The sequence below is a fragment of the Microbacterium sp. S1037 genome (assembly GCF_048381605.1).
GTDB lineage: Bacteria > Actinomycetota > Actinomycetes > Actinomycetales > Microbacteriaceae > Microbacterium > Microbacterium testaceum_B.
Window position 1 is genome coordinate 519,479 of record NZ_JBLWIG010000003.1, and the last position, 23,441, is coordinate 542,919.

General features: G+C 70.3%; 24 protein-coding genes and 1 tRNA gene. 20 read left to right on the forward strand and 5 right to left on the reverse strand.

Features of this window, described 5'->3' with window-relative positions; all coding sequences use genetic code 11:
* Positions 1 to 245 precede the first annotated feature (245 nt).
* The 15 genes from ACMW4R_RS17500 (at position 246) to ACMW4R_RS17570 (ending at position 14,275) form a co-directional block, all read left to right on the forward strand.
* The gene (locus ACMW4R_RS17500) at positions 246 to 1,214 is read left to right on the forward strand and encodes a TadA family conjugal transfer-associated ATPase (protein WP_418300542.1); all 969 of its coding nucleotides are present in this window, start codon (positions 246 to 248) and stop codon (positions 1,212 to 1,214) included.
* Entirely contained in the window at positions 1,211 to 2,119 is a 909-nt protein-coding gene (locus ACMW4R_RS17505) for a type II secretion system F family protein (RefSeq protein ID WP_058597444.1), read from the forward strand. Before ACMW4R_RS17500 ends, ACMW4R_RS17505 begins: the two co-directional genes overlap by 4 nt.
* A gap of 41 nt (positions 2,120 to 2,160) precedes the next feature.
* Positions 2,161 to 2,400 carry a DUF4244 domain-containing protein gene (locus tag ACMW4R_RS17510; RefSeq protein WP_058597373.1) on the forward strand — a complete coding sequence of 80 codons (240 nt, stop codon included), beginning with the start codon at positions 2,161 to 2,163 and terminating at the stop codon, positions 2,398 to 2,400.
* 43 nt (positions 2,401 to 2,443) lie between these two features.
* The gene (locus ACMW4R_RS17515; protein ID WP_193751245.1) at positions 2,444 to 2,743 is read left to right on the forward strand and encodes a TadE family protein; all 300 of its coding nucleotides are present in this window, start codon (positions 2,444 to 2,446) and stop codon (positions 2,741 to 2,743) included.
* A complete protein-coding gene (locus tag ACMW4R_RS17520) occupies positions 2,743 to 3,156 on the forward strand; it encodes a helicase (protein ID WP_193751246.1) in 414 nt (137 codons plus the stop codon). The genes ACMW4R_RS17515 and ACMW4R_RS17520 overlap by 1 nt, the downstream gene beginning before the upstream one ends.
* A complete protein-coding gene (gene topA / locus ACMW4R_RS17525) occupies positions 3,132 to 5,846 on the forward strand; it encodes a type I DNA topoisomerase (RefSeq protein WP_058614316.1) in 2,715 nt (904 codons plus the stop codon). The genes ACMW4R_RS17520 and topA overlap by 25 nt, the downstream gene beginning before the upstream one ends.
* A complete protein-coding gene (gene tmk / locus ACMW4R_RS17530; protein WP_418300543.1) occupies positions 5,843 to 6,517 on the forward strand; it encodes a dTMP kinase in 675 nt (224 codons plus the stop codon). Before topA ends, tmk begins: the two co-directional genes overlap by 4 nt.
* Before the next feature lie 72 nt (positions 6,518 to 6,589).
* Positions 6,590 to 7,768, forward strand: coding sequence for a DNA polymerase III subunit delta' (locus ACMW4R_RS17535; protein ID WP_058614314.1), 1,179 nt, complete (start codon positions 6,590 to 6,592; stop codon positions 7,766 to 7,768).
* Positions 7,765 to 9,306, forward strand: a complete 1,542-nt coding sequence (locus ACMW4R_RS17540; protein WP_418300544.1) for an alpha/beta hydrolase — start codon at positions 7,765 to 7,767, stop codon at positions 9,304 to 9,306. The genes ACMW4R_RS17535 and ACMW4R_RS17540 overlap by 4 nt, the downstream gene beginning before the upstream one ends.
* A 76-nt stretch (positions 9,307 to 9,382) precedes the next feature.
* Positions 9,383 to 10,054 (forward strand): deoxyribose-phosphate aldolase, encoded by a 672-nt coding sequence (gene deoC, locus ACMW4R_RS17545; protein WP_058614312.1) that lies wholly within the window; start codon positions 9,383 to 9,385, stop codon positions 10,052 to 10,054.
* Between the two features lie 64 nt (positions 10,055 to 10,118).
* Positions 10,119 to 10,194, forward strand: a tRNA-Thr gene (locus tag ACMW4R_RS17550).
* A 192-nt stretch (positions 10,195 to 10,386) separates the two neighbouring features.
* A complete protein-coding gene (locus tag ACMW4R_RS17555) occupies positions 10,387 to 10,893 on the forward strand; it encodes a hypothetical protein (RefSeq protein ID WP_058597380.1) in 507 nt (168 codons plus the stop codon).
* A gap of 67 nt (positions 10,894 to 10,960) precedes the next feature.
* Positions 10,961 to 11,356, forward strand: coding sequence for a hypothetical protein (locus tag ACMW4R_RS17560; protein ID WP_058597381.1), 396 nt, complete (start codon positions 10,961 to 10,963; stop codon positions 11,354 to 11,356).
* 40 nt (positions 11,357 to 11,396) lie between these two features.
* Complete coding sequence (locus tag ACMW4R_RS17565) at positions 11,397 to 13,661, forward strand: MMPL family transporter (protein WP_418300545.1); 2,265 nt, start codon at positions 11,397 to 11,399, stop codon at positions 13,659 to 13,661.
* A gap of 35 nt (positions 13,662 to 13,696) precedes the next feature.
* Positions 13,697 to 14,275 carry an isochorismatase family protein gene (locus ACMW4R_RS17570; RefSeq protein WP_058597383.1) on the forward strand — a complete coding sequence of 193 codons (579 nt, stop codon included), beginning with the start codon at positions 13,697 to 13,699 and terminating at the stop codon, positions 14,273 to 14,275.
* Here the strand turns inward: ACMW4R_RS17570 and ACMW4R_RS17575 are convergent.
* The 3 genes from ACMW4R_RS17575 to ACMW4R_RS17585 form a co-directional block, all read right to left on the reverse strand.
* Complete coding sequence (locus tag ACMW4R_RS17575; RefSeq protein ID WP_418300546.1) at positions 14,264 to 15,370, reverse strand: PAS domain-containing sensor histidine kinase; 1,107 nt, start codon at positions 15,368 to 15,370, stop codon at positions 14,264 to 14,266. The two genes, ACMW4R_RS17570 and ACMW4R_RS17575, sit on opposite strands and share 12 nt — an antisense overlap.
* 97 nt (positions 15,371 to 15,467) lie before the next feature.
* Positions 15,468 to 17,045 carry a molybdopterin-dependent oxidoreductase gene (locus ACMW4R_RS17580; protein WP_418300547.1) on the reverse strand — a complete coding sequence of 526 codons (1,578 nt, stop codon included), beginning with the start codon at positions 17,043 to 17,045 and terminating at the stop codon, positions 15,468 to 15,470.
* An 82-nt stretch (positions 17,046 to 17,127) separates the two neighbouring features.
* Complete coding sequence (locus tag ACMW4R_RS17585) at positions 17,128 to 18,036, reverse strand: DMT family transporter (RefSeq protein ID WP_058597385.1); 909 nt, start codon at positions 18,034 to 18,036, stop codon at positions 17,128 to 17,130.
* 80 nt (positions 18,037 to 18,116) lie between these two features.
* Between ACMW4R_RS17585 and ACMW4R_RS17590 the strand changes: the two genes are divergently transcribed.
* Both ACMW4R_RS17590 and ACMW4R_RS17595 read left to right on the forward strand, forming a co-directional pair.
* Positions 18,117 to 18,581 carry an Lrp/AsnC family transcriptional regulator gene (locus ACMW4R_RS17590; RefSeq protein WP_418300548.1) on the forward strand — a complete coding sequence of 155 codons (465 nt, stop codon included), beginning with the start codon at positions 18,117 to 18,119 and terminating at the stop codon, positions 18,579 to 18,581.
* A 70-nt stretch (positions 18,582 to 18,651) separates the two neighbouring features.
* Positions 18,652 to 19,350, forward strand: a complete 699-nt coding sequence (locus ACMW4R_RS17595) for a hypothetical protein (protein WP_058597387.1) — start codon at positions 18,652 to 18,654, stop codon at positions 19,348 to 19,350.
* 2 nt (positions 19,351 to 19,352) lie between these two features.
* Here ACMW4R_RS17595 and ACMW4R_RS17600 read toward each other — a convergent pair whose 3' ends face one another.
* A complete protein-coding gene (locus ACMW4R_RS17600) occupies positions 19,353 to 19,538 on the reverse strand; it encodes a hypothetical protein (protein ID WP_058597388.1) in 186 nt (61 codons plus the stop codon).
* Between the two features lie 90 nt (positions 19,539 to 19,628).
* A complete protein-coding gene (locus tag ACMW4R_RS17605; protein ID WP_193751249.1) occupies positions 19,629 to 20,543 on the reverse strand; it encodes a CPBP family intramembrane glutamic endopeptidase in 915 nt (304 codons plus the stop codon).
* A 141-nt stretch (positions 20,544 to 20,684) separates the two neighbouring features.
* Between ACMW4R_RS17605 and ACMW4R_RS17610 the strand changes: the two genes are divergently transcribed.
* From ACMW4R_RS17610 to ACMW4R_RS17620, 3 genes are all read left to right on the forward strand, one after another.
* On the forward strand, positions 20,685 to 21,857 hold the full coding sequence (locus tag ACMW4R_RS17610) for a sensor histidine kinase (protein WP_058597390.1): 1,173 nt from the start codon (positions 20,685 to 20,687) through the stop codon (positions 21,855 to 21,857).
* On the forward strand, positions 21,854 to 22,486 hold the full coding sequence (locus ACMW4R_RS17615; protein WP_058597391.1) for a response regulator transcription factor: 633 nt from the start codon (positions 21,854 to 21,856) through the stop codon (positions 22,484 to 22,486). Before ACMW4R_RS17610 ends, ACMW4R_RS17615 begins: the two co-directional genes overlap by 4 nt.
* A gap of 86 nt (positions 22,487 to 22,572) precedes the next feature.
* Complete coding sequence (locus ACMW4R_RS17620; protein WP_058628892.1) at positions 22,573 to 23,355, forward strand: IclR family transcriptional regulator domain-containing protein; 783 nt, start codon at positions 22,573 to 22,575, stop codon at positions 23,353 to 23,355.
* Positions 23,356 to 23,441: the final 86 nt, after the last annotated feature.

Below are 23,441 nucleotides of genomic sequence, written 5' to 3' on the forward strand. Positions count from 1 at the left end.
AGCAACGCCCGAACATCGCTTCCGGCATCCGCGTCGGTGGGAGCCCCCCAATTTCCGCCGGCGCGTGGCGGCATCCCTCGCCCCCCACTGACGGGATGCCGCCCCCTTTTTTTTTCTGCCCCGGATCCACTGTCGGACCGTGTGAGGCGGCACTTCTTCTCCCCGAGCCGCGAGCTCGAAGATCTCTCCACGAATCCGACATTCGGCTCGGTGCAAGGCGGGCTCGCCCTCGTACCGTCGTCGGCATGTCTCCCGTCCTTTCCCTCCGGCCTCCTTCGGAGGTGTGGCGCGACCCGGCGCTGTCCTTCCTCCGGCCGTTCCTCGACGACCCCGCAGTCACCGACCTGTTCCTCAACGGCGAAGAAGGTCTCTTCATCGATCGCGGACGCGGGGCGGAGCGGGTTCCGTCCTGGCGAGCGGGGGAGGGCGATATCCGACGGCTCGCCGTGCGTCTCATCGCGCTCGGAGGGCGACATCTCGACGACGCGTCGCCGTGCGTGGACGTGCGCCTGGACCGCGGCATCCGGGTGCACGCGGTGCTGTTCCCCGTCGCGACGAGAGGAACGGCGGTCTCGATCCGTGTGCCCCGGTGGGATGCGCCCGACCTCGATCGACTGGAATCCGCGGGCATGTTCACGGCGCGCGGTCGGTCGCACCTCGATGCGCTCATCGATGAGCGGGCCAACGTCCTCATCACCGGTGCCACAGGGGCGGGGAAGACCACCCTGCTCAGCGCTCTGCTCTCCCGGGTTCCCCATGGGGAGCGCCTCGTCACGATCGAAGAGGTCGCGGAGCTCCGGCCCGACCACCCGCATCACGTGGCGCTCGAAGCGCGGCAGCCCAACCTCGAGGGCGCCGGCGGAATCGGACTGGCCCGTCTGGTCCGCGAGGCACTGCGGATGCGACCCGATCGCCTCGTCCTCGGGGAGTGCCGCGGAGAGGAGATCCGCGAGCTTCTCCTGGCGCTGAACACGGGGCACGACGGGGGAGCCGGAACCCTCCACGCGCGCAGCCTCTCCGACGTTCCGTCGCGCCTCGAGGCGTTGGGGGCGCTCGCGGGCATGGATGCGACGGCGACGGCGCGGCAGGTGCACAGCGCCATCGACGTCGTCGTCCATGTCGAACGAACTCCCGTGGGTCGACGCATCGTGGGGGTCGGTCGACCCGTGGTCCACGATGAGCGTCTGTTGATCGAACCGGAGCCGTGGACATGATCGCTCCCGGTCGCCGGTCGCGCACAGCTGCACCGGACCCCCTCGACACCGTCCTGCGTCTCGCCGTTCTGCTGGCGGCGGGGCTGAGTACGGCTACCGCGTGGCGGCATCTCGCCGAAGACGCGGGTCCGGTGGGACACGACGCGGCGGAAGCCGCCGCGATCGGCGATGACGTCGCCCGAGTTCTTCGCGAGGCGGGCGAGGGGTGGCTCGACATCGCGGCGGTGTGGGCCGTTGCGACCGCGGTCGGGGCTCCTCTCGCCGACACATTGCGCGACGTGGGGACGTCGCTGCGCGAGGCGCGTGACATCGTCGACGATGTCCGCGTCGCTCTCGCCGAGCCGCTCGCGACCGCGCGCCTGCTCGCCGGACTTCCGCTCGTGGGCGTTCCCCTCGGCATGGTCCTCGGATTCGACACCGTCCGGGTGCTCGTCGCCGATCCGATCGGTCAGGTCTGTCTCGGGGTGGGGCTCGCGCTGACCGTCGCCGCGCGGGTGTGGTCGGGGCGCCTGGCGCGGAGCGCGACGCCTCCGCCCGCCGTCCCGGGTCTGACCGCGGAGCTCTTCGCGGTCGCCCTCTCCGCTGGTGCCTCGATCGAACGCGCGCGTGCCCTCATCTCCGGAGAGCGACACCGCGCCGATGCTGCCGCGGTCGACGACGACGTGCGGCGTGCTGAGGCGACACTCGACCTGTCGCTGCGCGCCGGTGTTCCCGCGGGTGAACTCCTCCGCGGCGACGCGTGGCTCGCCCGACGGGCGGCCCGGACCGCGGGCCGAGAGGCCGCAGCACGGCTCTCCACGCGACTTCTCCTCCCGCTCGGGGTGTGCACCCTCCCAGCCTTCCTCCTGCTCGCCGTCGCGCCGCTGATGGTCGGCATCCTCCGATCCGGCGTCTCGCCGTTCTGATGCGTCCGTCCGATCCGTCCACATCCATGAAAGAGGTCTCCATGTCCGCCCCGTTCTTCTCACCCGCTGCATCCGCTTGCGCCGTGCCCGCCCTTCCCCCTCTGACGACCCGCCGTGCCGGAGCACTCTTCCTGGACGACCGCGGCGCCGCCACGGCGGAGTACGCCATCGCGACGATGGCGGCCGTGGCCTTCGCCGGCTTGCTTGTCGTCATCATGAGGAGCGATGAAGTGCGCGGCATTCTGACCGATCTCGTCCGCCGTGCACTCACGGTTCAGTGAGCAGCCTCTCGTGAGGGGGATGTGGCGCGATGAACGCGGATCGGTGACCGCCGAGTTCGCGGTCGCGGTCCCGGCGGTGATCATCGTCCTCGCGCTCTGCGTGGGCGTGCTGGCGTCGGCGGCGACGGCCGTTCGGCTCCAACACGTGTCGGCGGAGTCCGCGCGAATGCTCGGGCGCGGTGACGAGGCGCGAGCCTTCACCGCGGTCAGCGAGGTCGGCGGATCCATGTCGGTGTCGCGGGCCGGCGGACTCGTCTGCGTCGACTCGTCGGCACCGTTACCGCTCTCCGTCCCGCTCCCGCCCGTGACGGCGAGAGCGTGCGCTCTGGACGGGGGCGAGTGATGCCCGGGGTCGTCACCGTCGTCGGGATCACGGCGGTGACCGTCGGTCTGACCGTGGCGCTCGCCGCGGCGTGCGGCGCGGCCGTCCAGGCTCAGAAGCTCGCCGGGACGGCGGATGCGGCAGCCCTCGCCGCCGCCGACACGGTGAGCGGCGCCGTCGACGGCGTACCCTGCGACGCCGCCGCCGCGGTCGCTGCGGCGGACGGAGCGACCCTCGAGGAGTGCGTGCTCGACGGTCTCGTCGCCACGGTGACCGTCGGCACGGCGTACGGTGGAATTCCGTTCGATGCACACTCGCGGGCCGGTCCTCCCGATACGACCGCCCGAGCGGTCTCCGGGAACCCCACCAGGAATGCGTGTGTATGGTGTGCAGCGAAGAAAGGACCCCAGTGGCAAACGGCAAGAAGCTCGTGATCGTCGAGTCCCCGACCAAGATGAAGTCGATTCAGGGATACCTCGGTGACGACTATGAGGTCCTCAGCTCGGTCGGGCACATCCGCGACCTTGCGTCGAAGAAAGAAATCCCGGCCGACAAGAAGGCGGCATACGGGAAGTACTCGATCGACGTCGAGAACGACTTCGACCCCTACTACGTCGTCAACGACCGCAAGACGAAGACGGTCGCCGAGCTGAAGCGGGCGTTGAAGACGGCCGACGAAGTCCTGCTCGCCACTGATGGTGACCGCGAGGGCGAAGCCATCGCGTGGCACCTCCTCGAGGTCCTGAAGCCGAAGGTCCCCGTGCGACGCATGATCTTCCACGAGATCACGAAGGACGCCATCCGCGACGCCGCGGAGCACACGCGCGACCTCGACGTCTCGCTCGTCGACGCGCAGGAGACCCGTCGCGTCCTCGACCGCCTCTACGGGTGGGACGTCTCGCCGGTCCTCTGGCGCAAGGTCGGCTCCGGCCGCGAGGGCACCGCGCTCAGCGCGGGCCGCGTGCAGTCCGCGGCGACCCGCATGGTGGTCGAGCGCGAGCGAGAGCGCATGGCCTTCGTGTCGGCGTCGTACTGGGATGTCGAGGCTCGCGCGTCGCAGGCGGGTTCGTCGTTCACCACGCGGCTGAACCGGCTCGACGGAGCCCCGATCGCACGCGGTGGCGACTACGACGACAACGGTCAGCTGAAGAAGGCCGTCGTCGTCCTCGACGAGGCACAGGCTCGCGCGCTCGCCGACGCCGTGACCGCCGCCGGACGCGCGACGGTCGCCAAGGTCGAGGCCAAGCCTGGAACCCGCAGCCCCCGTGCCCCCTTCACGACCTCCACGATGCAGCAGGAGGCCGGTCGCAAGCTCTCGATGAGCGCCAAGCACGCCATGGGCGTCGCACAGCGGCTCTACGAGAAGGGGTTCATCACCTATATGCGAACCGACTCCGTCGCGCTCTCCGCCCAGGCGATCTCGGCGGCTCGCGCCCAGGCGGTGTCGCTCTACGGCGACAAGGCCGTGCCCGCCAACCCCCGCGTCTACAAGAGCAAGTCGAAGAACGCGCAGGAAGCGCACGAAGCCATCCGCCCCTCGGGCGAGACCTTCCGGACCCCGGCGTCCGTGGCCTCCTCACTCGACCGCGACGAGCAGAAGCTCTACGACCTCATCTGGAAGCGCACCGTCGCCAGCCAGATGGCGGATGCCAAGTACGAGACGACCACCGTCACCCTCACGGTCCAGGCGGAAGAGAAGGTCGCGGAGTTCACGGCATCCGGAACCGTCTACACCTTCAAGGGCTTCCTCGAGGCCTACGAGGAAGGCGCTGACGAGAAGCGCAACGGCCGTGACGACGACGAAGACCAGTCGCTGCCCGCGGTCGCCGTGGGCGACGAGCTCGCCGTCAGCGACGTCGAGCCCAAGGGGCACAGCACCTCACCGAAGCCGCGCTACACCGAGGCGAGCCTCGTCAAGGCGCTCGAAGAGAAGGGGATCGGTCGTCCCTCGACCTTCGCCAGCATCATCGGCGTGATCCTCGACCGCGGGTACGTCACGAAGCGCGGCCAGGCGCTCGTTCCGAGCTGGCTCGCGTTCAGCGTCGTCCGTCTGCTCGAGGAGCACTTCGCCGACCTGGTCGACTACGACTTCACCGCGGCCCTCGAAGACGACCTCGACGCGATCGCCCGCGGCGAGCAGCGTCGCACCGAGTGGCTCAAGGAGTTCTACTTCGGCTCCGACAAGCAGATCGGTCTGCGTCACATCGTCGACAACCTCGGCGAGATCGACGCGCGTGAGCTCAACTCCACGCGGATCACCGACACCGCGACGCTCCGTTTCGGCAAGTACGGCCCGTACCTCGAGGTCACCGAGCCCGGCGCCGATCCCGAGGCGAAGCCGCGCATCGTCAACATCCCCGAGGATCTCGCGCCTGACGAGCTCACCCCCGAGAAGGCGCAGGAGCTCATCGACGCCCCCGTGGCCGGTGACCGTGTGCTCGGGGAGAACCCTGAGAACGGCAAGCTCGTCGTCGTGAAGGACGGCCGCTTCGGTCCGTACGTGCAAGAGGTCGAGCCCGAGGACCCCGAAGAGGTCGACCCCGCCACGGGCGAGGTCGTCGAGCAGCCGAAGAAGAAGACGACGAAGAAGGACGCTGCTCCCAAGCCGCGCACCGCGTCGCTGTTCCGCTCGATGTCGGTCGACACCGTCGACCTCGACACCGCGCTGCAGCTGCTGTCGCTCCCGCGTGTCGTGGGTGTCGACCCCGAGTCGGGTGCCGAGATCACGGCGCAGAACGGGCGCTTCGGCCCGTACCTGAAGAAGGGCACCGACTCGCGTTCGCTCGACAACGAGCAGCAGATCTTCGACATCACGCTCGAAGAGGCCCTCGCGAAGTACGCCGAGCCCAAGTACGGTGCACGTCGCGCGTCGAGCGCCTTGAAGGAGTTCGACGCCGACCCCGTGAGCGGCAAGCCGATCAAGCTCAAGGACGGCCGCTTCGGTCCGTACGTCACCGATGGCGAGACGAACGCCACGGTCCCGCGCGGTGAGGATGCCATGGCCATCACCTTCGAGCGCGCCGTCGAGCTCATCGCCGACAAGCGTGCCAAGGGCCCTGCGCCGAAGAAGACCGCCGCGCGGAAGACGACGACCACCCGCAAGGCCCCGGCGAAGAAGTCGTGACCCCGGATTCGACCCGGCCGCCGCGCGCTCCCCGAGCCGTGACGGCCGGGGGACCCGGGCTGTTCGTCACGTTCGAGGGCGGCGACGGCGCGGGTAAGACCACGCAGGCGGCGCTCCTCGAAGAATGGCTTCGCGAGAGCGGCCGCGAGGTCGTCCGCACGCGTGAACCCGGCGGGACCGAGGTGGGCGTCCTCGTGCGCGACATCGTGCTGCACCACCGCGGACACATCGCGCCGCGCGCCGAGGCTCTGCTCTACGCCGCGGATCGCGCGCACCACGTCGAGACCGTCGTCCGGCCGGCGATCGCGCGCGGCGAGGTCGTCATCCAGGACCGTTACCTCGACTCCTCCGTCGCGTACCAGGGGGCCGGGCGGGTGCTCGACTCGGACGACATCCGCGAGTTGTCGCTGTGGGCTACCGGCGGGCTGCTGCCCGACCTGACCGTGCTCCTCGACCTCGACCCCGCTGCGGCCCGGACGCGCCTCGACGCAGACGCCAAGCCGTTCGACCGGCTCGAGGCCGAGAGGGAAGATTTCCACGCTCGGGTGCGCGCGGGATTCCTGACCCTCGCGGCGGCCGAGCCCGAACGCTTCCTCGTGCTGGACGCACGCCAGCCCGTGCCCCTCCTCGCCGCCCGCGTGCGCGAGGCCGTGGCGTCGCTCATCGGGTGACGCCGCTTCACGAGGCGAGCGCACAGCGGATCGCCAGCGGCGTCGTCGGAACCCCCGTCTAGGGTGGAACGCATGCCCGCCGTGCTCGACTCCTCACCCGACGTGGCCGTTCCCGCACCGTTCCCCTGGGACGCCGTGTGGGGGCAGCCCGAGGCCGTACAGACGCTGCAGGCGGCAGCCTCCGACCCCTCGGCTCTCGCGCACGCCTGGCTCATCACCGGGCCTCCGGGGTCGGGCCGTTCCACCCTCGCGTACGCCTTCGCGGCCGCGCTCATCGCCGACCCGGGTGACGTACCCGCGCAGCGTCAGGTGATCGCCCGTACCCATCCCGACCTCACGGCGCTCCGGACCGAGCAGGTCGTCATCCGCATCGACGAGGCACGCCGGCTCGTCGAACGCGCCTCGTTCGCCCCCTCGCTCGGGCGGTACCGCGTCATCGTGGTCGAAGACGCCGACCGCATGGCCGAGCGCACCTCCAACGTCCTCCTCAAGGCGCTCGAAGAGCCGCCCGAGCAGACGGTGTGGGTGCTCTGCGCGCCCAGCGACGCCGACCTGCTGCCCACGATCCGCTCGCGGGTTCGCGTCCTGCGCCTGCGCGAGCCCTCGGTGTCCGACGTCGCGGCACTCATCGTCGAGCGCACGGGGGCCGCCCCCGACGTCGCCGAAGAGTCGGCCCGGCACGCGCAGCGCCACATCGGAATGGCCCAGCGGCTCGCGACCGACGACGACGCGCGCGCCCGTCGGGCAGAGACGCTCGCCGCGGTCCTCGGCGTCCGCGGCATCGGCGACGCCGTCGAGGTCGCCGGCCGGATCGTGCGGCTCGCGACCGACGACGCCAAGGCGCTGACCGCGACCCGAGACGAAGAAGAGCGACGCAACCTGCTGCGCATGCTCGGTGTCGCCGAGGGCGCCGCGGTACCCCCGTCGGTGCGCGGCCAGGTCAACGCCCTCGAAGACGACCAGAAGCGGCGGGCGACACGGAGCCTCCGCGACGGAATCGATCGCGTGCTGACCGACCTGCAGTCGCTCTTCCGCGACGTCGTCATGCTGCAGTTCGGCCGCGACACCGATCTGGTCAACAGCGAGCGCGTCGACGACCTCCGCGTGCTCGCGGGGGAGTGGTCTCCGGCGCGCACGCTCGGCGTGCTCGATCGGATCTCCGAGACACGGCGCAATCTCGAGCAGAACGCGGCCCCCCTGCTCGCGCTCGAGAGTCTGTTGATCACCGTGGCCGACGGGTCGGCGCCGTGAACGCGCGTCGTCGTGTCGTCGCCCTGGTCGCGGGGCTCGCGACCGCGATCCTCGCCCTCTCGGGCTGTCTCTACGCCCAGATCCCGCCCGCCGCGCCGGCCCCGGGGCCCTCTCTCGCGCCGCAGACCGACGGCGTGGCCCCCGAGCTACTGCCCTACTACTCGCAGGCGTTGACCTGGGAGGAGTGCGGCACCGGCCTCGACTGCACCACGGTCACGGCCCCGCGCGACTACAGCGATCCCTCCAAGGGCGATCTGCAGCTCGCTGTCGTCCGACACCGCGCGACCTCCGGCAAGCCGCTCGGCTCGCTCCTGACCAATCCCGGCGGCCCCGGCGCCAGTGGCGTCGACCTCGTGAAGTCGTCGCTGTCGATCCTCGTCGACCAGAAGCTGGCCGACGCGTACGACGTGATCGGCTTCGATCCCCGCGGCGTGGGTGCCTCGACGGCGGTCAGCTGCTACGACGCGAAGGGTCTCGACAGCTACTTCTACGACATCCCGCCCGGCGCGCGCGGCAGCGACGAACGCGAGCAGGCCCTGAAGGAGCGCGCCGCCGCCTTCGCCCAGGCGTGCGACGCGAACAGCGACGGCATCCTGCCCTACATCAGCACTGAGAACTCCGCGCGCGACATGGACCTGCTGCGCGCGGTCCTGGGCGACCCGAAGCTCAACTACCTGGGTTTCTCGTACGGGTCGTTCCTCGGCACCACCTACGCGGGACTCTTCCCCGAACGGGTCGGCCGTATGGTGCTCGACGGGGGCATCGACCCGACCCAGTCGCAGTCCGAAGCCTCGATCGGTCAGGCCGAGGGCTTCGAGCAGTCGCTGCGCGCCTTCATGGCCGACTGTCTCACCATGTCGGAGTGTCCGTACGCGGGCTCCGTCGACGACGCGATGGCCGACCTGGCCGCGACGCTCGCCCGGGTCGACGCGCGCCCGATCACGGCGAGCGACGGGCGTCAGCTCGGCGGAGACACGCTCATGACGGCGATCGTCGCCGCGCTCTACAGCCAAGACAGCTGGCCGTACCTGCGTGCAGCCCTGACGGACGTCGGCAACGGTCGCGCCGACGTCGCGTTCCAGCTCGCCGACTTCTACAACGATCGCCAGGGCGGCAGCTACGCCAGCAACACCATGGAAGCCTTCATCGCGTACAACTGCATGGACTACCCCGACGAGGGGTCGGATGCCGATGACGAGGCGTTCCGTCAACGTCTGGCCCAAGCGGCTCCGACGACGGCCCCGTACTGGGAGGGCGTCGATGTCTGCGCCTCATGGCCGGCTCCGCCGACCGGGACGCGCGGAGCGATCACGGCGGAGGGCTCGCCGCCCATCGTCGTCATCGGAACCACGGGCGACCCCGCTACGCCCTACGTGGGTGCGCAGCGGCTCGCCGAGCAGCTCTCGCAGGGCGTCCTCATCACGAACGTCGGCGAGGGCCACCTCGGTTACAACAAGGGCAAGGCGTGCGTGACCGACGCCGTCGACGCCTATCTCGTCGACGGAACCGTGCCCGAAGACGGCCTGCGCTGCGAGTGAGGGCGGTCCGCTCCGTCTCGCCGCCGCGCAGGTCGGAACACCTAGGCTGGTTCACGTCCCACCCGAAGGAGTCCCCATGACCGCGCCCGTCACCGACCTGGCCCGCTACATCGACCACACGCTGCTCAAGCCCGAGGCGACGCGCGCCGACGTCGAGCGCATCATCGCCGAGGGCGCCGAGCTCGGCACGTACAGCGTCTGCCTGTCGCCGTCGTTCCTGCCCGTCGAGGTGCCCGCCGGGCTCAAGGTCGCGGTCGTGTGCGGTTTCCCGAGCGGAAAGCACCACGCCGAGGTCAAGGCCGCCGAGGCGGCGCTCTCCGTCGCCCAGGGTGCTGACGAGATCGACATGGTCATCGACGTGGGCGCGGCGATCGAGGGACGCTACGACATCGTCGAGACCGAGATCCGCGCCGTGCGTGCCGCCGCTCCCGCGCCCACGGTCCTCAAGGTCATCATCGAGTCGGCTGCACTCTCCGACGACGCCATCGTCGCCGTCTGCGAGGCGGCGGTCGCCGCGGGCGCCGACTTCGTGAAGACCTCGACGGGCTTCCACCCCGCCGGCGGCGCGAGCGTGCACGCGGTCGAGCTCATGAAGCGCACCGTGGGCGATCGCGCCGAGGTCAAGGCATCCGGGGGCATCCGCACCCGCGCCGCGGCCGAAGAGATGATCGCCGCGGGCGCCACGCGGCTGGGTCTGTCGTCGAGCCGCGAGATCCTCGCCGACCTCTCGGCGTCCGGCGACTACTGACGCGTGCGTCGACACGCGCTGGAGCATGTAAGATCGATGATCGTGCACGCGACAGCGCGCACACGCCGCCTTAGCTCAGACGGCAGAGCGATTCACTCGTAATGAATAGGTCAAGGGTTCGATTCCCTTAGGCGGCTCCACCACAGAAGGCCCGGGACAACCCCGGGCCTTCTGCCGTTCGCGGCGGCTGTGGCGCGGCGGTGCCGAGGCTCGCGATCTCGACATGTCCCCGCGGCGGCGGTCTCCCTCGGCGCGGTCGCTCGTCATCGAGGCATCTCGCGGCGGCACGGCGGCCGCGGTCGTACTCTCGGGAGCACAGCCCGGGAGGCCGCATGACCCTCGCACCCGCACTACTGCGCCGCGTCCGTTTCTGTCTGACGGTGGTCGTCGTCGGTCTCGTCGTGAGCGGAGCGACCGCGTTCCCTCTCCGTGAGGAGCTCGCTCTGGCGCGGGACGTGCTGGCGCAGCTGAACGTGGGCTCGATCCTGCCGGGCGCCGTGTGGTGGGTGAACCGGGTCGCCGAGGGCCTGGATGCCACGGCCGCGGCGTATCCGTTCATCGCGTACGGCACCGACTGGCTCGCGTTCGCCCATCTGCTCATCGCGGTGGCCTTCCTCGGGCCGCTCGTCGATCCCGTGCGCAATGTCTGGGTCATCGTCTGGGGCCTCATCGCGTGCGCCGGCATCGTGCCGCTCGCGGCCATCGCGGGCGCGCTCCGTGGACTGCCGCTCGGGTGGCAGCTGATCGACATGTCGTTCGGCGTGGTCGCGGCGGTCCCGCTCGTTCTCGCGCTGGTGTGGACGCGTCGCCTCGCGAGCCCTATCGAGGCGGCCCGCTAGGCTGACGTCACCCGTTCTGCCCTGGCCCGACGGAGGCCGTCCCGTCCGCGACCCGCAGGAGACCCCCGTGTCGAACGCCCTCGACGCCGTCATCGAGATCTTCACGTGGGTGGGGCTGGGCGGCGGGACGTTGCTCGCCCTCCTCGCCGTCGTGCTGCTGCTCGCCGACGGGACCTGGCTCCCGGCCCGTGCCGTGGTCGAGGAGGTCGACGGGGGTCGCGTGGTCCGGTGGTTCGACGATCGCGGTGGGGTCAACGAAGCCCCGCTCTCCTCCCACGACGACGCGAAGATCGGGTCTGCCGACATGGCCGACATCTTCTATCGCCGAGGAAGCGCGCACCGCATGCGTCTCACGCGTGCCTCTCCCGTGGTGCGGTTCGTCTCGCTGCTCGCGGCCGGGATCCTCGGGCTCGGACTCGTCGCTTTCGTGCTGTCGATCGTGGTGCTCTTCGCGCGGGGGTGAGAACTGGCGCGAAAGTCATGTAGCTAGATAAGCTAGCGATATGGCTCGCTCCACCTCGACCCCTGCTCTTCGCCGCGACCGCGTCGCGCCGCGCGTCTCACGCTGGCTGCGCATCGGCATCCCGAGCCTGCTCGTGCTGATCTGGGTGGTCGGCGGATCGATCGGCGGCCCGTTCTTCGGCAAGGTCGACGAGGTCGCGACGAACGACCAGTCGTCGTTCCTTCCGCAGTCGGCGGATGCCACGCGCGTCAGCGAGCGTCTCACCGACTTCACCGGCGGCGACACGATCCCGGCACTCATCGTCGCCGAGACGACGGACGGCACGGCGCTCTCGGACGCGCAGCTGACGGCGTTGAAGACTCTCGCCACCGCGGCCGCCGAACTCGAGGGAGTCGAGGGGGAGGCATCCCCACCCGTCGTCTCCGAGGACGGGCAGGCCGCGCAGATCTTCCTGCCCCTCGACAGCTCCGGAGAGGTGCGCGAGGTCGTGGAGGCCGTGCGGACCCTCGTCGCCTCAGACGTCCCCGCCGGGGTACAGGCGTGGGTGACGGGTCCCGCGGGGTTCACGGCCGACCTGGTGAAGGGTTTCCTCGGCATCGACGGTCTGCTGCTGATCGTCGCCCTCGGCGCCGTGTTCGTCATCCTCGTGGTCGTCTACCGGTCGCCCCTCCTGCCGATCCTCGTGCTGCTCACCTCGGTGTTCGCCCTGTGCGTGGCGCTGCTGACGGTGTGGTGGCTCGCGTTCGCGGGCATCGTCGTGCTCAACGGTCAGGTGCAAGGCATCCTGTTCATCCTCGTCATCGGGGCGGCGACCGACTACGCACTGCTGTACGTGGCGCGGTTCCGCGAGGCGATCGGAGCGGGAGACAAGCGGTGGGATGCCACGATCCGGGCGTGGAAGGGAGCGGTCGAGCCGATCCTGGCCTCGGGTGGCACCGTGATCGCGGGGCTCCTCTGCCTGCTGTTGTCCGACCTCGCCACCAACCGCGCCCTCGGTCCGATCGCCTCGATCGGCATCGCCTTCGCCGTGCTGTCGGCGTTGACGTTCCTGCCGGCTCTTCTCGCCCTGTTCGGGCGCGCGGCCTTCTGGCCCTTCCTCCCCAAGGCCGGGGCGACCGATCTCCCCGACGACCTCACCGCCCCGGTGAGAGGGTTGTGGCCCCGCCAGGCGCGCTTCGTCGCCCGACGAGCGCGACCGGTGTGGGTCGTTTGCACCGTCGTCCTCCTCGCGGCGTGCGCGGGTCTGACGCAGCTCCGCGCGGACGGCGTCCCCTCGAGCGACCTCGTGCTGGGCGCATCCGAAGCCCGCGACGGCCAGGCGGCACTCGCCGAGCACTTCCCGGGCGGCTCGGGCAGCCCCGCGTACGTCCTGGTGGCCGAGGACCGTGCCGTGACAGCGGTCGAGGTGCTCGATCGCGCAAGCGGCATCGACTCGGTCGCCGTCCTCTCCACCGAGGCGACCGGGGGACAGGCGCCCGTCCAGGCGGTGGATGGAAGCCTCGTGACGACCGCGTTCGGCCCTCCGGGGACACCGGCACCCGCGCCCACCGTGTCGGACGGGCAGGTCCTCCTCGCCGCGACGCTCGCCGACACGGCTGACTCGGCCGCGGCCGACGACACGGTCCGTCAGCTCCGCGTCGATCTCGCCGACGCTCTGGGGGAGGGGACGGCCCTGGTGGGAGGGGTGACCGCGACCGACATCGACTCGATCGACACGTCGATCCGCGACCGTACGCTCATCATCCCAATCGTCCTCGCGGTGATCCTGCTGATCCTGATGGCGCTGCTGCGCGCGATCGTCGCGCCGGTGCTCCTCATCGGCACGGTCATCCTGTCGTTCGGGGCGGCGCTGGGCGTGAGCGCCCTCGTCTTCAACGGGCCCCTGGACTTCCCCGGCGCGGACCCTTCCGTTCCGCTATACGGCTTCGTGTTCCTCGTCGCCCTCGGGGTCGACTACAACATCTTCCTGATGTCGCGGGTGCGCGAGGAATCCCTCGCTCACGGCACGCGCTCCGGCATCCTGCGCGGGCTCGTCGCGACGGGTGGGGTCATCACGTCGGCGGGCCTCGTGCTCGCGGCCACTTTCGCGGCGCTGGGCGTGATCCCCATCCTCTTCCTCGCCCAGCTCGCGTTCATCGTGGCCTTCGGCGTCCTGCTCGACACCTTCGTCGTGCGCTCGCTCCTCGTCCCGGCGCTCGCGTACGACCTCGGCTCGGCGATCTGGTGGCCGTCGAAGCTGTGGCGTCGCGACCGCGCGCAGCCCGCCACCGGCGCGAGCGCGGGCCGCGGCGCGAGCAACGGATAGCCCGCCACCCGCGGGAGCGCGCGTAGGCTCGACACATGACCAGGGCACTGTTCATCGTCGATGTCCAGAACGATTTCACCGAGCACGGGGCGCTCGGAGTCGAGGGAGGCGACGCGGTCGCCGAGCGCATCTCGCGCTTCCTCGCCTCGCACGCCGACGAGTACGCCGTCATCGTCGCCTCGCGCGACTGGCATCACGGCGACGACGACAACGGCGGCCACTTCTCGACCGCGCCCGACTTCATCGACTCGTGGCCCGTGCACTGCGTGGCGGGGACAGAGGGTGCCGAGTATGACGCCGTCTTCGACGCGAGCCGGGTGACCCATCACCTCAAGAAGGGGCAGGGGCGACCGGCGTACTCGCTGTTCGAGGGCGTCTCGGACGACGACCAGACGGCGGCGGACATCCTCGACGCCCACGGCATCCGGGACATCGACATCGTGGGCATTGCGACCGACTACTGCGTCCGCGCGTCGGCTCTCGACGCGGTCGCTGCCGGTCGCGCGGTGCGCGTCTTCACCGACCTCGTCGCCGGCGTCCACCCGGCCTCCAGCGCGGCCGCGCTGGCCGAGATCGAACGCGCGGGGGCGACGCTGGCGACCTCAGAAATCTAACTCGTCGGCCCGCGGGATCGAGATGGTGACCCGGGTTCCCATTCCCGGCTCGCTGGTGATCCGCAGGACGCCGTGGTGTTCGGTCACCACGCGCTGGACACTGGCGAGACCGATACCGCTGCCGCCGTCCTGGGCGTCCGCGAAACGTCCGCGCTCACCCTCTTCGACGATGCGGTGCAGATCGTCGGAATGGATGCCGCGGCCTCGGTCGCTCACCGACACCACCGCCCCCTCGTCGGTCTCGTACGCCTCGATCGTGATCTCGTCGTCGGAGTACTTCGCCGCATTCTCGACGACGTTCGCCACGGCGCGGCGTAGGCCGAGCACGTCCCCCGCGACCGTGATGGCATCCATTCGACCGAAGACGACGCGCCCCGGGCTCCCACCCGGCAGGACGAGTGCGACGGCCCCCCGTGCGATGAGATCGAGCGTCGCCCGCCTCTGCCCGCGCTCGGGCCGTGTCGTGGCGTCCGTCATGAGGGCCTGCGCCATCGCCACCAGGTGTTCGCTCGCCTCGGACGCCAGGCGCAACAGCCGGTGGTCCGCGGGGAGTTCGTCGGCGAGAAGGTCGAGGTAGCCGCGCAGGGCGGTCACCGGGGAGAGCAGGTCGTGGGCGAACGTGCGCTGAAGAGCTGCCTGTTCGTCGGCAGCCTGCTTCTCGCTCGTCAGGTCGCGCACGATCTTCACGAATCCGAGGACCTGCCCCTGGTCGCTGCGGATCGCCGAGATGGTGACGCGCGCCCAGAACTCGGTCCCGTCTTTGCGGACTCGCCATCCCGTGTCTTCGACGTGACCGTCGCGCTGGGCGGCCGCCAGGAGGGTATCCGGAACGCCGCGCCGTCGATCCTCCTCGCGGTAGAAGCGCGAGAAGTGCGAGCCGACGATCTCTTCCTCGGTGTAGCCCTTGATGAGCTCCGCGCCGAGGTTCCACCCGCGCACGAAACCCCCGCCGTCGAGCTTGACGATGGCGAACTGATCGACCTGATCGTCCCAGTCGGTCGGGAGCACACGGCGGAAACTGGCGAGCGGACGCTCGCCGCCGTCGCGGCCGTCGGGCTCGGCGTCGCCGGGCGGAGACTGCACGGGCGCGCTCACCGGCGCAGGGTCGAACGCTCGGGAATGCTTGCTGAGGGCATTTTCCGATCTTCTCGTTCGGGGGAGGCGGACACCAGCACTTGACAGGGCGTATTCGTCAGCTGACGGTCACGAGGGTGCGCTGCCACCCGCTCGATCCGTTCGGTGCGATGGCGGCCTGCTCCTGGACCTGCAGATTGCCCTGCTTGTCCCGCGCGCGCACGACGATGTAGTGCGTGCCCGCATCGGCGTTCCAGTCGAGCTTCCACTGGACCCACGACTGATCGTTGATCGGGGTCGACAGGGTGGCCTGCTGCCAGTCGCCGTCGTCGATACTCACCTCGACGGCCTGCACGCCGACAGGCTGCGCCCACGCCATACCGGCGATGACCACGTTGCCCGCCGGGACAGGATTGCCGATCTTCGGGGTGTCCACGCGCGACGACATCTTGATCGGCGCTTCGGCCGCGTAGCCGCGGGGCGTCCAGTACGCCTCCGCCTGATCGAAGCGCGTCACGGTCAGCTTGGTGACCCACTTCGTCGCCGACACGTATCCGTACAGTCCCGGAACGACCATGCGCACCGGGAAGCCGTGCTCGAACGGCAGCGGCTCGCCGTTCATGGCCACCGCGAAGATGGCGTCGAGGTTGTCGTCGACGAGAGACGAGAGGGGAGTGGATGCCGTGTACCCGTCGACGCTCTCGGACAGCACCATGTCCGCTCCGCTCTGCGGACCCGCTTTGCGCAGCACGTCGCGGATGGGGACTCCGGTCCAGATCGCGTTTCCGACGAGGTTGCCACCGACCTCGTTCGACACACAGGTCAGGGTCACGCCGTACTCGTCGAGACCCATGCCGACGAGGTCGTCGAAGCTCAGCTCGATCGGCGTGTCGACCATTCCCTCGATCGAGAGCCTCCAGGTCGTGGGGTCGACATTCGGGACGGTGAGGGCCGTGTCCACGCGGTAGAAGTCCGCGTTGGGCGTGATGATCGGCGTCACACCGGGCACGCCGAGGTCGGCGCCCGCGGGGACGGTCACGGTGCTGCGCGCCGCGGGGAGGCGGAGGGCGTCGCGGGCGGCCGCGACCGACGCCGTCGCGACATTCACGACACGGGCGCCGACGCCCACGACGATCGCGGTCGCAGCGGCGATCCCCGAGACGATGAAGAATCCGCGACGATCCACCCCGGCAGCGGGAGCATCCGCGGCCGCGGCATCGGCCGCCCAGCGGCGCAGCCGCGCGGTCAGGACGAGCAGGATCGCGACGCCGGCGATGGTGCCCACGACGGGCGGCAGCCACGCCAGGGCGCCGGCCCCGGCGCGGGTCACGATCGCTGCGGTGGCCAGCGCCCCACCGATCGCGAGGAGGACTGCCCCGACGAAGCGGAACCGGTACTCGAGCGCGCCTGCGACCGCGGCGGCGACGACCGCGCCCAGACCCACTCCGACCAGGAGCGCGATCTTGTCGGACTCGCCGAACAACGTGATCGCCAGCTCCTTCAGCGGACGCGGCACGATGTCGACGATGAACGAGCCGACGGCGAGGACCGGGCTGGCGGACCGTGCGAAGATCGCCGCCAGCACCTCGGCGCCGCCCAGCAGAACGAGAGCCGAGACGATCCCGGTGAGGGGGGCCCAGATCCAGGAGCGCGGTCGGCGAACGGCACGTGCGTCCGTGGTGGTTTCGGTGTCCATGGCATCCCTCATTCCCGACGGGCGCACGCGGCATGCCCGTCACCCCGTATTCGGAACCACGCGGAGAACGGATGCCGCGGGCTCAGCGCCGCGGCGCCAGGTGGAACACCGCGACGCCCGACACGATCAGCGCGAGAGCGATCGCGAGGCCCGCGGTGAGCGGTTCGTTCAGCAGCGGGACGGCCACGACCGCGGTGAGGACGGGACTGAGAGCCCCGGCGCTCGAGGCCAGGCTGCTCCCGAGGTGCTTCACGGCGAGCACGTAGCACGCGGTCGAGAGCAGGCCCGTGCCGACGCCCTGGACCAGCGCGTACGTCGCGATCTGCGGAGCCGGGAGCGTCCCCGCGAGCAGGTGCGAGGGGAGCACGCCGGTCACCGCCAGGGCGAGCGCGACGATCGCGGAGGTGACGCTGATGACGACGATGACGCTCACCAGATCCAGTCGAAGGGATGCCAGCCCCACCGTGTAGAGCGCCCAGACGAGGCCCGCGGCCAGGAGCACGGCGACCCCGCCGAGATCGGCCGTGCCGCCTCGGAGCATCGCGCTCGCCGCGACACCGACGACGATGGCGGCGAGAGCGCCGAGACGTCGCCGCGAGACGGGTGTGCGGTGACGGAGGAAGAGCAGGAGCGTGACGAAGAGCGGAACCGTGCCGGGGACGAGGAGACCGGTCAGCCCGGCCGAGGTGAGCTCTGCGCCCCACGCGAAGAGGAGGAAGTGCGGGAGTCCGGCGAGGAGCACGAGACCGAGTGCGCCGGCGCCGGCGCCGCGCACGGCGCGCAGTGTGCGGGGGATCCACGGGGTGAGAAGGAGCGCGGGCACCGCGAAGCGCAGGATCGCGGCATCGCCGGTCGTGAGGCCTGCTCCCTCGATCGCGCGCGTCGACAGTGCGAACGCCGACCACAGCGCGACGACGCCGGAAAGAGCGGCGACACCGATGAGCGTGCCGCGCGACAGGGCGAGACGCGGCGAGAGGGCGAACGAGGTCACTTGGTCAGCGTAGGAACGCGGCGTGCGCAGTCGATTGCGAATATTGCTCTGTGGAGTCGAATATTGGCAGAATCTGCTCCATGCACGTCCTTGACGAGATCGACCGCCGCATTCTGGGCGAACTCCAGCGCGATGGCCGGCTGTCCAATCAAGACCTCGCCGACCGTGTAGGCCTGTCGCCGTCGCCGTGTCTTCGCCGCGTTCGCCAGCTCGAGCAGGCCGGCATCATCGAGGGATACCGTGCGGTCGTCTCTCCGAAGGCCGTCGACCTCACGATCACCGCGTTCGTCCGCCTGCGTCTCGCCTCTCACGAGGGGGCGACGGTCGACGCCGTCGAGGAGCGTCTGCGGGCTCTCCCGAACATCGTGGAGGCGCACCTCCTCGCGGGCGACTGGGACTACCTCGTGCGCATCGTCACCCCGAGCTTCGAAGAATACGAGCGCCTGCTCCGGGAGCACCTCCGGGCCATCCCGTCGCTCGCGTCCATCGACACGACGTTCGCCTTCGGGGTGACCAAACCGCTGTCGCCCCTGCCTTTCGGATGACGGTGCCCGCCGATACGATGGCACGACCCGTGGCATCCGGGATCCGCCCCTGCCCGAGAGGAGTCCGCACGTGGATGACCTCACCCGGTGGACAGCGGCGCTGACGACACTCGTCGGGCTCGGGTTGACGCTCGGCCTGAACCCCGCGCTCTACGGCGCCACGGCCGACATGCTGGCGCAGAACGTCCGCGTCATCCCGCGCATGGCGTTCATGGTCGCGGGCCTTGCGACCGGAGCCACCATCCTCTACCTCGCGCTGCAGAGTTTCGACCCGACCGAGTTCGTGTCGGCGGCCGAGCGCCAGGCCACCGAAGCGGTGCTGGACCGCCGCGTCGATCTGGCCGCGGGTGCGCTGTTCCTCGCGGGCGCGGTCGCCATGGTCGTCTGGCGCCTCCGGGTACCGATCCGCGCGCCGCGGACCAAGCCGGTGAAGAGCCGCGCGCACTCGTGGAGCTACTACGTGCTCGGGGTGAGCTGCTCGATCATCGGTTTCACGACGCTGCCGATCATGTACATGACCGGTCGGATCGCCGACGGCGTCAGCGATCATCCCGCGCTCAGGTGGACCGCGTACGCCGTCTTCCTCGTGGCGCTCGCCGCGCCCTTCGTGCTCCTCGCCACCGCGTGGCTGCATTTTCCGGCGACCGCGGCTCGCGTGAACGGCTACTACACCCGCGCGATCGACATGGATCACCGGTGGCTGTACGCGGGCGTCCTGGCTGCCGCGGGAATCGCGTGCGTCGTGCTGGGCGTGGTGCCCGGCCGTTGAGCTCAGCGCTTCACGCGCTGCTTCCGCATCTTCGCCACGACCCGGCGGCGCACCTTCTGCACCTTCGGGTCGGTCCACACGCGGTAGGCCACCGTTCCCGCGGCGACCGCGCGACCGATCGCCGTTCGTGCGAGCACGGCTCCCGCCAGCCCCACGGCTCCGGTACCGACCCAGCGTGCAACTCCCATGGCATCCCTCGTTCTCTCTGTGGAGAGACCAGCAGACACGAGGAGGGCGCGGATGCCAGGCGGCTTGCGTCGCGGGAGGGGATGTGCGTGTCACGGGCGAGCCGTCGTCCCATCGGGAATGCGTCTGCCGTGGCGCAGTGCGGTGACGATCAGGGCGACGCCGATGACGGATTGCACCGACCCGATGGCGAGCCAGGATGTGGCAGGAGTCACCGGCGGGAGGAGCGTGCCGGCGATCACGGTGCCGACATGGAATCCGCCGTGCACCCCCACCGCAGCCCAGAGCGAGCCCGTCCACAAGAGCAGGCCGACCGCGAGCAGGGCGAATCCGAAGGGCAGTGCGAGATACAGCACGTGCTCCCACGGTGACTGCTGCCCGCCGTTGGACACGAGATGGATCAGCGTGAACGCGAGAGTGGTGACAGCCACGGCGAGAATCGGGCGCTCCCGCAGTCGCCAGAGCAGCATCCCGCGGAAGAGCAGCTCCTCCGGGATCCCCTGCTGCAGGAAGGCGAGGCCGAGTGAGTACGCGATCAGCAACGAGATCATGACCGGACCCGTCTGCCCGGAGAAGTGTGTCGAATCGCTCCGGACGGGACCGTCGGCGGGGATCAGCGCTGTCACCGCGACGACCGTTCCGGCGGAGAGCCCGATGCCGAGCAGGAGCCACACGGCCGAGAGCCTGTTCGCGCTCCATCCGGCCGCGCGGAGCGGCGCGCGCTCGACTCCGTTCATCCACCCCCACACACCGAGCACGACGGTGCCGAGGACGAGCGACTGGAGGACGACCGCGAGCCCGAAGCCCCACGGCGACGATCCGCCGAAGACCTCGGACGCCCCGGGCACCAGGACCAGGAGGCCCGTCGCGAGCGCGGGAACGAGGTTGGCGATGATCAGGATGCCGATGGCCACGACGACTCGGACGGTGATGCCGAGCGGTCCCAGCGCCAGTCGCGGAGCGACCGACCTCGTGCCGGGGGCGGGCGGGACTTGTGTGACGTTCATGCCGAGGACGCTACGGAGCGTCGGGGCGGCGATCCCGTCCCGGGAGTCACGATCGCGAACGACCCCGGTCACGCGCGAGAGGGCCGAAGTCGTGACCGCAGTCACGTGTGAGGGACGAGAGCGCGTGCTTAGCTGAAGCGTATGTCCGGGACCCCGAACCGTCGCGCGCTGTTGCTCGATCTTGCCGCCGTCATCGGGTGGGCGGGACCGGCTCTCATGGTTGTCGCATCGCTGGACCGGAGGCCGGGGTGGGCTTCGGCCGCGGTGTCCTCGCTGCTGATCGGCTCCATGGTCGTGTGGGTGCTGTGGCGTCGCTCGGGGCAGCGGTCTCGCGCTGCCGCGATCGCCTTCGCGACCATCGCGACGGTGACGATGTCGTTCGGAAACGGATCGTTGTACTACGGCATCGTCTGGGCGGCATGTCTCGTCCTCGGTGTGACATTCACGGCGGCCGCCGTGGTCTGGGGCTACGCTGCCGCTCTCGTGGGACTCGTCGTCGCCCTCCATCTGTCCACCGGGAGCGCACCCGAGCTCATGATCGGTGAAGCCGCCGTCGCCGCGGTCTTCGCCGGCGTGGCGGCGGCCGTGGCGGCGATCCTGCGCGACAGCTTCCGGGTCGGGGAGGAACTGCGTGCGGCGCTCGTACAACTGGATGCCGTCAACGCCGAACTCCGCAGCCGTCTCGACACCGACCGTGACCTCGCACTCGCTCGCGAACGCGAGCGCACCGCGCGGGAACTCCACGACGGCCTGGGGCACCGGCTGACAGCCGTCGGGATGTCGCTCGATTATGCCGACCGCGTGGGTGACTCGCCCGAGGCGCGCGAAGAGACGCGACGTGCGCGACAGCTGGTGGGGGAGTCCCTCGATGCGATGCGCCGACTCGTCCGTGCCATGCACCCCGTCGAGCTCTCCACCCTCCGCAACGCCGAGGCGTTCCACGCTGTCGCCGAGGCGTTCCGGGGCACGGGGATCGATATCCGGGTGTCGATCGAGGGCGACGACTCCGCGCTGAGTCATGACCACGCGCTCCTACTGCTGAGTTTCGTTCAGGAAGGGTTGACGAACGTCGTGCGTCACTCCGATGCGACATCCGTCGACCTGCGAATGGTGGTGGGGGATGCCCACCTCTCCGCGGTGATCGAGGACGATGGGGCCGGAGCGTCGACCGACCCGTTGATCGAGGGCTTCGGCCTGCGATCGCTTCGCGCGCGCGCCGAGCGGATGGGCGGGGCATTCACTGCGGAGCCGACTCCCACGGGCTTCCGTGTGGCGCTCGAACTCCGTCCCGCGCTGATTCGCGGGCTCGCGTGAGTACCGTGCGGGTCTTCGTCGTCGACGACCAGGAGCTTCTCCGGCGAGGCCTGCGCATGATCCTCGAAACGGACTCCGCGGTCGAGGTGGTCGGTGAGGCTGAGAACGGGCAGCGGGCACTCGCTCTCATACCGGGGCTTGCGCCCGACCTCGTGCTGGCCGATGCCCGCATGCCGGTGCTCGACGGTCTCGGACTCGTCCAGCGGTGCGCGGTGTCCCATCCCGACCTTCCGGTCCTGGTCCTCACGACGTTCGACGACGCGCGTCTCGTGCGTCAGCTGCTGGACGCGGGGGCCGCCGGATTCCTGCTGAAAGATATCTCAGCGGACGCGTTGATCGGCGCCATACGCCATGTCCTGGCGGGTGGGCTCGTGCTGGATCCGCGCGTCGCCCGTGCTGTGCTGTCGTCGACGCCGGTGCAGATGGAGCAACCCGTCCTCACCGAGGCGGAGCGAGCGGTCGCGGACCTCGTCGCCCGGGGGCTCCCCAACGCGGAGATCGCCGCACGCCTTCATCTCGCACACGGGACGGTGAAGAACACGGTCTCCGCCCTGTTGCGCAAGTTCGCTGAGCCCGACCGCACGGCCCTTGCTCTGCGGCTCGCGCGAGAGTCGACGGCCGGGGCCTGAGGGCAGCCTCGGAGCGGAGTCCCCGCCCCTGCGGATGGACCCGTTCCGTGTCGGTGGCCGGCGGCAGCCCCGCTAAGGTGAGCCGGGTGAGCGACGCGGGAGAAGGGCAGGCGGGGTCGGGCGACTTCGTCCAGTCTCTCGCGCGCGGGCTCGAGGTCATCCGCACCTTCGATGCCGAGCACCCGGCGCTGACGCTCAGCGATGTGGCTCGTCGCGCGGATCTCACCCGCGCCGCCGCGCGGCGCTTCTTGCGCACCCTCGAGACGCTCGGTTACGTGCGCGCCGACGGCCGGGTCTTCTCGCTCACGCCGCGGGTGCTGGAGCTCGGCTTCAGCTACCTGTCGGCGCTGTCTCTCCCGGCTCTCGCCCAGCCCCACCTCGAGCGCCTGTCGCGCGAGGTCGACGAGAGCGTGTCGTCCGCCGTCCTCGACGGCGCCGACATCGTCTACGTCGCGCGCGTCCCCACGCGGCGCATCATGAGCGTCGGGATCACGATCGGCACGCGATTCCCCGCCTACGCGACCAGCATGGGGCGCGTCCTGTTGGCCGCGCAGCCCGAGGGTCGCGCTCGCGAGATCATCGCGGCATCCCATCCCGAACCGCTCACGTCCCGCACGCGCACCGACGTCGAGGCGATCCTCGCGGAGCTCGCCTCCGTGCGTGCGCAGGGGTGGGCGCTCGTCGACGGCGAGCTCGAGGAGGGGCTGCGATCGCTCGCCGCGCCCATCCGTGACCGCGAGGGGACCGTCGTCGCGGCGCTCAACATCTCGGCCACCGCCCGGGGCGACGGCGACGCCTGGCGCGAGCAGTGCCTCCCGGCGCTCCTCGCGGCCGCCGCCGATATCGACGCGGATCTTCGTCTGATCTGACGGGCTCACGCGCCGACCGCGTGGCGAGTGGACGTTTTTCGCGGCGGTCCGGGTGCCTTGGACACTCGAGCCCGCTTTCCGGGATG